This is a genomic window from Cellulomonas massiliensis JC225, from assembly GCF_000312005.1.
Classification (GTDB): Bacteria; Actinomycetota; Actinomycetes; order Actinomycetales; family Cellulomonadaceae; genus Cellulomonas; species Cellulomonas massiliensis.
Window position 1 is genome coordinate 287,055 of sequence record NZ_HE978588.1, and the last position, 10,772, is coordinate 297,826.

Genomic DNA, 10,772 nt, shown 5'->3' on the forward strand with positions numbered 1-10,772 from the left:
GCCGCCCGTCGACGAGCCGGCCGGTCCCGAGAGCACCGGCGGGCCGGCGGCCGGCGCCGAGCCGTCGCCCGAGCCGGAGCCGGAGCCGGAGCCGGAGCCGGAGGACACGCGCTCCACGCACGAGCGCCTGCTGAGCCGCCTGCTGCCGGCCGAGGCGATCGGCTTCGCCGTGACGCGGCGCGAGCGGCTCGTCGGGTGGGCGTGGTCGATCGCGGTGACCGTGTTCGCCGCCCTGCTGCGCTTCCCGGGGCTCGGGCGCCCGCACGAGCTCGTGTTCGACGAGACGTACTACGTCAAGGACGCCTGGTCGCTGCTGGTGCACGGCTACGAGGCGAACTGGTCGCAGGACCCCAACGCGCAGTTCGCGGCGGGCGACACCAGCGGGCTGCAGAGCAGCGCCGAGTACTTCGTGCACCCGCAGCTGGGCAAGTGGCTGATCGCCTGGGGCATCCAGCTCGGCGGCGGGGTCGGGTCGTCGGCCGCGTGGCGCCTGTCCGCGGCGGTGTTCGGCACCCTGGCGGTGCTGCTCATCGCGCGGATCGCGCGCCGGCTGTTCTCGTCGAACGCCTGGGGCGTCGTCGCGGGGCTGCTGCTCGCGGTCGACGGCGAGGCGGTCGTCATGTCGCGGGTCAGCCTCCTCGACCCGTTCCTCATGTTCTTCGTCCTGGCCGCGTTCGGCTGCCTGCTGCTCGACCGCGAACAGTCGCGCCGCCTGCTCGCGGCGCGCACCGCGGCGATGCTCGACGCGGGGCGGGAGCTGGGCTGGGGGCCGTGGCTCGGGTGGCGCTGGTGGCGCCTGGCGGCGGCCGTCCTCCTCGGGCTCGCCTGCGGCGTCAAGTGGTCCGGCCTCTACTTCTTCGCGGTCTTCGGCCTGCTGAGCGTGGCGTGGGACCTCACGGCGCGCCGGGCGATCGGCGTGCGGGACTGGGCGCTCGCGGGGCTCGTCAAGGACGGCCTCGTCGCCGGCGTCGCCATGTCGGCCCTCGTGCTGGTGACGTACCTCGGCACCTGGTGGTCGTGGTTCACGCACGACGGAGGCTGGGGGCGCACGTGGGCCGCGGACAACCCCGGCCAGGGCGTCACCTGGCTGCCACCGGCGCTGCGCTCGCTGCTCAAGTTCCACCAGGACATGTGGTCGTTCCACAACGGCCTCGAGTCGCCGCACTCCTACGCCGCGCACCCGCTCGGCTGGATCGTGCAGTGGCGACCCACGTCGTTCTTCTACCCGCCCGAGATCTCCGGGCTCACGGGCCAGGAGGCGATCGACGCGTGCGGCGCCTCGCAGTGCTCGCAGGCGATCACGTCGCTCGGCAACCCCGTGCTGTGGTGGGCGGGCGCCGCGGCGCTGCTCGTCGCCGTCGTCTGGCTGGTGCGCTACCGCGACTGGCGTGCCGCTGCGGTGCTCTCCGGCATCGTCGCCGGCTGGCTGCCGTGGTTCGCCTACGCGCACCGCACGATCTTCACGTTCTACTCGATCGCGTTCACGCCCTGGGTCGTCCTCACGCTCGTCTACGTCATGACCCTCGTGGTCGGCCCGCCGGACCCCGACAACCCCCGGGCGCGCCGTCGCGCCCTCGTGGGGGTCGGGGCGCTGGTCGCCCTCGTCGTCGGGATCGGGCTGTACTTCTACCCGATCTGGGCCGCCTGGGTCGTCCCGTGGACGTTCTGGCACGGCCACATGTGGCTGCAGTCCTGGGTCTGAGCGCCCGGCGGCGCGGTCAGGGGCGCGTCGTCCAGTCGACCTGCGGGCTGCGGTGCCAGGCGACGCCCAGGTGGTCCCAGAACCGCCCGTGCTGCGCCACCCGCGTGCGGAAGTCCGCCCAGTCGCGCGCCTGCGGCGGCGTCCACGCGACCTCGGCCACGGCGGCCAGGCGCGGCAGCAGCATGGTCGTGAGGTCGTCGACCGTCCGCAGCGTCTCGGTCCAGACGGCCGCCTCCACGCCGACGACCGACTCCGCGGGCACCCCCTCGACGAGGGTCGTCGGCTCCCAGTCGTAGGAGTCGCGCACCTCGATGTGCCCCGCCCACTCGAGCCCGAGGGGGAACGTCGGGTCGTACTTCATGTCGAGGTACGACTTCGAGCCTGGCGACATGAGCAGGAGCGCGCCCTCGCGCGCGGCCCGGACGAACGGCTCGGGGTCCACGCGCGTGTCCCAGTACTGGACCACGGTGCCCGGCTCGAGCGGCGTCTGCGCGATCTCCTGCCAGCCGACGACCTTCTTCCCGGCCGCCCGCACGACCTGCGAGGCGAGCGCGACGAACCGCGCGTACTCCTCGGGCTCCATCGTGAGGACCTCGTCCCCGCCGATGTGCACGTGCTCGCCCGCGGTCATCGCGGCGACGTCGGTGAACACCGCCTCCAGGAACGGCTGCGTGGCCGGCAGGTCCGCGTGCAGCCGGCTGAAGCCGACCTCGATGCCGTCGTAGGCGTCGGTGGGCTCGCCGGACGGCGTCAGCTCGCCGTACGCGTGCAGCGCCGCGTTGACGTGCCCCGGCACGTCGATCTCCGGGACGACGCGGATGCCGCGCGCCGCGGCGTACTCGGTCAGCGCGGCGAAGTCCCCCGGCGTGTAGAAGCCGCCGCGGTCGCCGCCCACCGCCGAGTCGGAGGACAGCTCCGTGAGCTTCGGCCGCGACGGCACGTGCAGCCGCCACCCCTGGTCGTCCGTGAGGTGCAGGTGCAGCACGTTGAGCTTGTAGTGCGCCATCAGCCCGATGACGCCCTTGAGGTCCTCGACGCCGAAGAAGTGGCGCGCCACGTCGATCGACAGCCCGCGCCACGCGAACCGCGGGGCGTCCTGGATGCGCACCGCCGGGATCCGGACGGAGCCCTCCTCCACCGTCGCGAGCTGCCGCAGCGTGACGACGCCGTGCACCAGCCCGGCGACCGAGGGTGAGCGGACCTCCACGCGCCCGGCCCGCACGACGACCTGGTAGGTCTCGTCGGCGCCCGGGCCGCCGTCGGCGACGGGCCCCGTCCGGGTCAGGACGATCGCGCCCGGCGCCGGCTCGGCGCCGGCGTACCGGACCTCGATCGCGCGCCCGCTGAGGCGGCCGAAGAGGTCGGCGGTCAGCACGCCGGTCTGGATGAGCTCGGGCCGCGGCTCGACGACGACGGTCGACGTCTCCCCGAGGACGAAGGGCGGCTCGTCGAGCTCGTCCAGGTGCTGCGGCCGGGGGATGAGGGCGATCGGGGACACGGGTCTCCTCGTGACGCGGCTGACCCGGGGAGCGATCCGGGACGGCGTCACGGTACCCCGCACGGCCCGGCGCGCGGGCTGGTTCGCCGGCGCCACCTCCGCCCTCCTCGCCGCTGCGCCGGACGCTTAACACGGGTCCGCCGAAAATTCAATGCCTCTCAACGGGCGGAAACGGACGATCGGCCCTAGCGTCCTTCCTGTTGCTCTCCCCCTTCGAGAAGGAGCTCGCATGACTGTCACCGGGATCATCAGCGCGATCATCATCGGCGCGATCATCGGCATCATCGGCCGGCTGCTCGTCCGCGGCCGTCAGAACATCAGCTGGTGGCTCACGATCCTCATCGGCATCGTCGCCGCGCTGCTCGGCACGTTCATCGCGTCGCTGTTCGACGTGAAGGACACCGGCGGCATCGACTGGATCGAGCTGATCCTGCAGATCGTGCTCGCCGCGGTCGGTGTCTCCCTCGTCGCGGGCCGTCGGGGGCGGATCCGCTGACCTGACGCCCCGGGCGCCCGCACCGCGCCCGACGCACACGAAGGGCGGCTCCCCTGCGGGGGAGCCGCCCTTCGCGCGCGTCGCCCCGGGGAGGCCCGGGCCGGGGGCGGCCACCTCGCTCCCCTCCGAATGGGCAGGTCTGCCGATACCGCACGGCGCCCGCGTGTGGGTGCAATGACGGTCTGGGCCGCTCCCGCCCGGCCGGGGGCGTCATGACGAGGAGGCATCATGAAGGCAGTCGTCTACGAGGGTCCGCGGCAGGTCAGCGTCAAGGACGTGCCCGACGCACGGATCGAGCGTCCGACGGACGTCCTGGTACGGATCACCTCCGCGAACATCTGCGGCTCCGACCTGCACATGTACGAGGGCAGGACGGACTTCGAGCCGGGTCGCTGGTTCGGGCACGAGAACCTCGGGCAGGTGGTCGAGGTCGGCGACGGCGTCGACAAGGTGCAGGTGGGCGACTGGGTCGTGCTGCCGTTCAACATCGCGTGCGGGCACTGCAAGAACTGCGAGCAGCAGCTCACGAACTACTGCCTCAAGGCGCAGCCGGAGCCGCAGATGGCCGGCGCCGCGTACGGCTTCGCCGACATGGGGCCCTACGGCGGGGGGCAGGCCGAGCTGCTGCGCGTCCCGTGGGGCGACTTCAACTGTCTGCGCCTCGGCGAGGACGCCGAGGAGCGCCAGACCGACTACGTGATGCTCGCCGACATCTTCCCCACCGGCTACCACGCCACCGAGCTGGCGGGCGTGAAGCCCGGGGACCAGACGGTGATCTACGGCGCCGGGCCGGTGGGTCTGATGGCCGCCCTGTCGGCGACGATCCGCGGCGCGGGCAAGGTGATGGTCGTCGACCGGCAGCCGGACCGCCTCCGGCTCGCCGAGTCGATCGGCGCGATCGCGATCGACGACTCGAAGGTCGACCCGGTGCAGGCCGTCCTCGACGAGACGCTGGGCCTCGGCGCCGACAACGGGTGCGAGTGCGTGGGCTACCAGGCGCACGAGCCCGACGGCCAGGAGCTGGCGAGCCTCACGATGAACCGGCTCGTCGCCTCGGTCCGGTTCACGGGCAGCATCGGGAACGTCGGCGTCTTCGTGCCTCAGGACCCGGGGGCATCGGACGAGCTGGCGAAGCAGGGCAAGCTCGCGCTCGACTACGGGCTCCTGTGGTTCAAGGGCCAGCACCTCGGCACCGGCCAGGCGCCGGTCAAGAAGTACAACCGGCAGCTGCGGGACCTCATCGCCGGGGGCAAGGCCCAGCCGTCCTTCATCGTGAGCCACGAGCTGCCGCTCGACCAGGCGCCGGAGGCCTACGAGCACTTCGACAAGCGCGACGAGGGCTGGACGAAGGTCGTCCTGCACCCCGGGGAGGCGGCCTGACATGGCCGGCGCGCTGGACGGACGACGGGTCGCGATCCTGGCGGCCGACGGGGTGGAGCGGGTCGAGCTCGAGCAGCCCCGGCAGGCGCTGGACGACGCGGGCGCCGTCACGGTGGTCGTCTCCCTCGCGGGCGGGGAGATCCAGGCTCGGGAGAACGACCTGAAGGACGCGGGCACCTTCACGGTCGACGAGGTCGTCGGCGAGGCGTCGGTCGACGCCTTCGACGCCCTTCTCCTGCCGGGCGGGACGGTGAACCCGGACAAGCTGCGGATGGATGCCGCCGCCGTCCGGTTCGTCCGGGACTTCGTGACCTCGGGCAAGCCGGTCGCGTCGATCTGCCACGGGCCGTGGAGCCTCGTCGAGGCCGACGTGGCACGCGGCCGCCGCCTGACCTCGTGGCCGAGCGTGCGCACCGACCTGCGCAACGCGGGCGCCGAGGTGGTCGACGAGGAGGTCGTCACGGACGGCAACCTCACGACGAGCCGGTCACCGGACGACCTCCCCGCCTTCTGCGAGCGCATCGTGCAGGAGTTCGCGCGGGCCCCGCAGCGGGCCGGCACGGCGGGGCGGTCATGAGCTCCGTCGTCGGGAGCATCGCCTCGCTGGCGGCGCGCGGGGTGGGCGGTGTGGTCCGGCTCGTGCGCGGGGCCTTCGACCGGCCGGCCCACCGCCCGTCCGCTGCGGGCGGCGGGCCGGGCTGGCTCGAGGTGACCGTCTTCCGCGACCCGTCCGACGTCGACGTCACGGTGCTGCCGGCGCCGCTGGCCGAGCTCGACGGGGAGGTCGAGGTGCGTCTGCGACCGGCCCCGGGCGGCAAGGGCACCGAGGTGGCAGCCCGCCAGCGTCACCAGCGCTCGTCGGGAGGCGGCGTGAGCCGGCTCGCCGGCCAGGACCCGCAGGCCGACCTGCGCTCGGCGCTGCGGAAGACCAAGCAGCTCCTGGAGGTCGGGGAGGTGCTGGCCGTGGACCCCGCACCGCATGGCGAGCGCAAGGCGACGCCCGGGGGTGCCCTGCTCGAGGCCTGGACGAAGATCGCGCCCAAGGCGGGTGTGCGATGAAGGCGGTCACGTGGCGCGGGGTCAACGAGATCGGCGTCGAGGACGTGCCCGAGCCCACGATCCTCAACGAGCAGGACGTCATCGTGGAGGTCGGGCTCAGCGCGACGTGCGGCTCCGACCTGCACCTCGTCGGGGGCTACATCCCGGCCATGCGGGCGGGTGACGTGCTCGGCCACGAGTTCATGGGCACGGTCGCCGAGGTCGGCCCCGCGGTGACGAAGCACCGGGTGGGCGACCGGGTCGTCGTGGTCTCCTTCACGAGCTGCGGGCGGTGCTGGTACTGCCGGCAGGGGCTGTGGTCGCTGTGCGACAACGGCAACCCCAACCCGGGGATCACCGAGGCGCTCTGGGGCCAGTCCATCGGCGGGTGCTACGGGTACTCGCACGCGATGGGGGGCTGGGCGGGCAGCCACGCGCCCTACATCCGCGTGCCGTACGCGGACCAGGGGGTGTTCGCGATCCCGGACGGCGTCTCCGACGAGCGGGCGCTGTTCGCGTCGGACGCCGCGCCGACCGGGTGGACCGGCGCCCACCAGGCGGGGGTCCAGCCCGGCGACGTCGTCGCCGTGTGGGGCGCGGGGGGCGTCGGGCAGATGGCGGCTCGCGCCTCCGCTCTCCTGGGCGCGGAACGGGTCGTCGTCATCGACCGCTACGAGAACCGGCTCGGGCAGGCCCGCACGCACGTGGGGGCGGAGACGCTGAACTACGAGGAGGTCGACGTCCCGGCCGCGCTCCGCGAGATGACCGGTGGGCGCGGACCGGACGTCTGCATCGAGGCGGTCGGGATGGAGGCCCACACGCCCGGGCCGCAGTACGTCTACGACCAGATCAAGCAGCAGATGCGCCTGCAGACCGATCGGCCCGCCGCCGTGCGGGAGGCCGTCTACGCCTGCCGCAAGGGCGGGACGGTGTTCACGCTCGGGGTCTTCGCCGGGCTCGTGGACAAGTTCCCGCTCGGAGCCGTGATGAACAAGGCGCTGACGCTCAAGGGCGCGCAGCAGCACGGGCACCGGTACATCCCCGAGATCCTCGAGCGCATGAGCCGGGACGAGGTGACGACGGAGCACCTGGCGACCCACGTGATGCCGCTCGACGACGGCCCGAAGGGCTACCGGATGTTCAAGGAGAAGGAGGACGGGTGCGTCCGCGCCGTGTTCCGTCCGGGGTCGTGAGGAGCACGGGCGGGTGGCCGGGCGGCGCGGCGTGGTCAGCGGTCGGGGGTCGTGCGCGGCCCGCCCGGTGAGCCGCCCTCCAGGACGACGGCCGTCGTGACGTCGGCACCCGAGCCGATGCCCTCGTTGTCGGGCGTCAGCGCGGCGACGACGTCCTCCTCGTCGTCGTACACCCGACGGACGGCGGCGGTGAGCAGCCGCAGCTGCCGTTCGAGCGGCGCCTGCCGCTCCGGCGGGGCGACGCGTCGCAGGTCCTGCAGCGCCGCACACAAGCGCCGGGTGACCTGGGGCGACGACGCACCCGCGAGCCGGATCTCGTCGAAGGCGAGCCGCACGTACCCGTCCCACGACAGCGTCCGCTCGACGAGCCGGACGACCCCGTCCTCGTCCCGGTGGACGCCGCTGGCCAGCGGACGCACCGCGACCTGGCGCAGCAGGTCGTGGAGACGGTGCAGCGCCTGCAGGGTCGTCGTGGGGTCGCTGAAGGGCTGGGCGATCGACCGCTCGGCGATGTCCACCAGCTTCCTGAGCCCGTAGGAGGCGTCCTCGCTGTGCACCCGTTCCGGACCGACGACGACCATCCGGGAGACCTCACGAGGGGGCAGCGGGCTCGTGGGAGGTCCGTCCGTCGCTGCCCGTCCCGGCTCGTCGTGCACGCGGAACAGCGGCGCCCCGCCCGGGACGAAGTCTCCGACCACGGGCACCAGCTCGAGCACGCAGCGCGCGTGACGCGCGGCCGCGACGAGGCCGGCACGGTCGACCCGGACGATGTTCCCGGGCTCGGACGCGGCCACCAGGCCGACGTCGAGGTCTGCTCCCGCCGACGCGCGTGTCGGGGGCGGGAACGACGACATCACGAGGTCGCGCGTGCGGTCCCCGACGAGGTCGATGAGGCCCGAGGCTCGCATCGACTGCCCCGAACGGTGCACGAACAGGATGAGGACCACGAGGCTCGCGACCATCAGGGCGTGGGCGACCAGCACCGAGAGCCCGGGGACCGAGCCGGTGTCCGAGCCGCGGATCCCGCGGATCGTCAGCACGGCGACGACGAAGGTCGCGGCGAACAGGCCGATCGCGAGCTGGCTGAACCGGTCCGACAGCAGCGCCGCGACGATCCGGGGCGAGAACTGTCCCATCGCGAGCTGGACGACCACGAGCGTCACGGTCAGGACGAGCGTGGTCAGCGAGGCGGCCACCGTGGCGAACAGCGAGAGCGTGGTCTGGGCGTCGGTCGGCGACCCTGTCCACGTCTGCGGGACCAGGGAGTACCCGGACCGCACGTCGAGCCAGAGGGTGCCCAGGCCGACGGCCACACCCGCGAGGACGCACAGCAGCGGGACCACCCAGAGGCTGGTCCGGAGTCCGTGGACGACTCGGTCGAGGTGCACGGTGCCCTCCAGGCTGGGACGGACGGACGATCGGTGCGGCGCGGCCCTACCGGTGTCCGGCCGGCACCGGCACGCGGCCGAGGGCGGGACGAGGCACCGCGGGGACGTAGGTGCCGTCCCGCTCGGCGCGGACCGCGGCAAGCGTCCGGGTGGCCGTCCCGAGCTTGACGAGGACGTGCTCGAGGTGAGCGGCCACGGTCCGCGGGGCGACGACGAGCCTGCTGGCGATCTCGCGGTTCGAGCAGCCCTCGACCAGGAGACCCAGGACCTCCAGCTCGCGCGGGGTGAGGCCGTGCAGGTCGCCGCTCGGCGACAGGGTCGCCACGGCGGTCGGTCCGGGGAGCGCGTCGTCCGGAGCTGCCATCACCGTCACGCGGACATGGCCGTCGGGGGCGTGCGCACCCCCGACCGGCCAGAGGAACGACGAGTAGACCTGCCCCGCGCCGATCCGTTCCCGCGCCACGGCCAGGACCGCGGAACCGGGGAGCAGGAGAGCGTGCGCGGGCAGGCCGGGCAGCTCGTGGCAGCCGCCACCCGCCCGGAGCACCACACCGGCGGTGGCGCCGCGGACGAGCCGTGCGCCCGCCAGCAGCGACCGCATCGGGTCGATCGCTGCGGCGATGACCGGTGCGAGCTCCGCGAGCCGGCGGCGCGTGGCTCTCCGAGGTGGTCGCCGGCTCTCGAAGAGCACCGCCAGGTGGCCCACGTGCCGTCCTCCCCGGGCGACGAGGGCGACTCCGAGCCCTTCGTGGAGGCCCGACGGGATCAGGCACCCGCCCCAGGTCGGCAGCTCCTCGACCGGGTACGACAGGTCGGACGGGCCGACGGGCGGCCCCTGGCGGTCGGTGCCGGTGGCGCGGATGTCGTGCATGATCTGCGGGCCGGACAGGAGCTGCACCGCCGGGGCGTCGAGGTCGACGCCGACCAGGGAGTAGTACGCGTCGGCGAGAGGGTCCGCGAAGGCGAGGAAGGCGGCGTCGAAGGGGACGATCCGGCGCACCACCTCGAGCAGCTGCCGCACGCGCTCGGAGCTCGTGCCACCGGCGGCGAGATCGGGCCGCAGCAGCTCCTCGGCCTGGTACGCGCGCATGGGTCCCCCGGAGCGGTCGGCGGCAGCGGGATGTCTCCAGCCCTGGGAGTCGATCCGCTGCTCGACCGAACGGAGGACGCCGACCAGACAGTCCTACCGCAGGGCGCCCTGGTGCACCCGCTGGGTGGCCACCTGCGACGGGCAGCGCGCCGTCGGCCGGTCCCGTCTCAGGGCGAGGTCCGGACGCGGCCCACCCGTCAGGTACGGCTCGCGATGCCGTGCAGCACGACGAAGGCCGGACCCTGGTGGGTCCGGCCTTCGGCGTGCGGTGGAGCTGAGGGGATTCGAACCCCTGACCTTCTCATTGCGAACGAGACGCGCTACCAACTGCGCCACAGCCCCGCGAGCGGGCTACAGACTAGCACCACGGACCGGGTGCTCACGAAATCGGGAGCCCCCGCCGGGGGGTCACTCGCCGGACGCCCGCCGCTTCGCGAGCACCGCGTCCAGGTCCAGCGAGCCGGTCGTCTCCGGCGCCGTCTCCTCGACGACCGGACGCTCGGCCACGGGACGCTCGACCGCGGCGGCCGTCGACCCCTCGAGGTTCTCCAGCGGCAGCGGCTCGCGCCGCGGCGCGGTCGCCTTCATCGTGTACGTCGGCCGGGGCACCGGGACGGGCGACCAGCCGTCGGAGCCCTGCGCGGGGGTGTCGCCTACCGCGTGCCGGGCGGTGGACCCGTCCTCGCCGCGGTCGGCGACGATGGCGGCGAACATCTGGGTCTCGAGGTCCGACGGGTGCACGGCGCGGCCTGCGCCCGTCTGACGGGGGGCGGGGACCGCGCGCTGGGCGCCCGTCCGCAGGCGGGCCGCGTTCTCCTGCTCGCGGCGGAAGCGCGCGGCGTACTCGGCGTCGGCCCGCCGGCCCGCGAGCACCGCGCGGCGGCCGAGCACGAGCACCGAGCCGAGCAGCAGCGTCGGGACCGCCGCGTACAGCGGGGTGACGAGCGGCGTCGCGGCGACGCCCACCCAGGCGCCGACCGTCGCGAG

9 protein-coding genes, 1 tRNA gene and 1 pseudogene are annotated in these 10,772 nt (G+C 73.7%); 6 read left to right on the forward strand and 5 right to left on the reverse strand.

Features of this window, described 5'->3' with window-relative positions; all coding sequences use genetic code 11:
- Window positions 1-1,702, forward strand: a 1,702-nt coding sequence (locus tag HGCM_RS01300; protein WP_019135092.1) for a dolichyl-phosphate-mannose--protein mannosyltransferase, incomplete at its 5' end; no start/stop codon positions are given.
- A 16-nt stretch (window positions 1,703-1,718) separates the two neighbouring features.
- Here the strand turns inward: HGCM_RS01300 and HGCM_RS01305 are convergent.
- Window positions 1,719-3,200: a beta-N-acetylhexosaminidase gene (locus HGCM_RS01305; RefSeq protein WP_019135093.1), complete on the reverse strand. Its 1,482-nt coding sequence runs from the start codon at window positions 3,198-3,200 to the stop codon at window positions 1,719-1,721.
- A 229-nt stretch (window positions 3,201-3,429) separates the two neighbouring features.
- Here HGCM_RS01305 and HGCM_RS01315 point away from each other — a divergent pair, with 229 nt between their 5' ends.
- The 5 genes from HGCM_RS01315 (at window position 3,430) to HGCM_RS01335 (ending at window position 7,307) form a co-directional block, all read left to right on the forward strand.
- A complete protein-coding gene (locus HGCM_RS01315; RefSeq protein WP_019135095.1) occupies window positions 3,430-3,696 on the forward strand; it encodes a GlsB/YeaQ/YmgE family stress response membrane protein in 267 nt (88 codons plus the stop codon).
- 228 nt (window positions 3,697-3,924) lie between these two features.
- Window positions 3,925-5,076, forward strand: a complete 1,152-nt coding sequence (locus HGCM_RS01320; protein WP_019135096.1) for a glutathione-independent formaldehyde dehydrogenase — start codon at window positions 3,925-3,927, stop codon at window positions 5,074-5,076.
- A gap of 1 nt (window position 5,077) precedes the next feature.
- Window positions 5,078-5,653, forward strand: coding sequence for a type 1 glutamine amidotransferase domain-containing protein (locus HGCM_RS01325; RefSeq protein ID WP_019135097.1), 576 nt, complete (start codon window positions 5,078-5,080; stop codon window positions 5,651-5,653).
- Window positions 5,650-6,135: a hypothetical protein gene (locus HGCM_RS01330; protein ID WP_019135098.1), complete on the forward strand. Its 486-nt coding sequence runs from the start codon at window positions 5,650-5,652 to the stop codon at window positions 6,133-6,135. Before HGCM_RS01325 ends, HGCM_RS01330 begins: the two co-directional genes overlap by 4 nt.
- Window positions 6,132-7,307 carry a zinc-dependent alcohol dehydrogenase gene (locus HGCM_RS01335; RefSeq protein ID WP_019135099.1) on the forward strand — a complete coding sequence of 392 codons (1,176 nt, stop codon included), beginning with the start codon at window positions 6,132-6,134 and terminating at the stop codon, window positions 7,305-7,307. Before HGCM_RS01330 ends, HGCM_RS01335 begins: the two co-directional genes overlap by 4 nt.
- A 35-nt stretch (window positions 7,308-7,342) precedes the next feature.
- Here HGCM_RS01335 and HGCM_RS01340 read toward each other — a convergent pair whose 3' ends face one another.
- The 4 genes and pseudogenes from HGCM_RS01340 to HGCM_RS01355 form a co-directional block, all read right to left on the reverse strand.
- Window positions 7,343-8,695, reverse strand: a complete 1,353-nt coding sequence (locus tag HGCM_RS01340) for a DUF2254 domain-containing protein (RefSeq protein ID WP_147572556.1) — start codon at window positions 8,693-8,695, stop codon at window positions 7,343-7,345.
- A gap of 46 nt (window positions 8,696-8,741) precedes the next feature.
- Window positions 8,742-9,785 carry a helix-turn-helix transcriptional regulator gene (locus HGCM_RS01345; protein WP_019135101.1) on the reverse strand — a complete coding sequence of 348 codons (1,044 nt, stop codon included), beginning with the start codon at window positions 9,783-9,785 and terminating at the stop codon, window positions 8,742-8,744.
- Between the two features lie 269 nt (window positions 9,786-10,054).
- Window positions 10,055-10,127: transfer RNA gene (locus tag HGCM_RS01350), tRNA-Ala, on the reverse strand.
- A 66-nt stretch (window positions 10,128-10,193) separates the two neighbouring features.
- A pseudogene (locus HGCM_RS01355) lies at window positions 10,194-10,772 on the reverse strand (hypothetical protein); the annotation flags it as partial.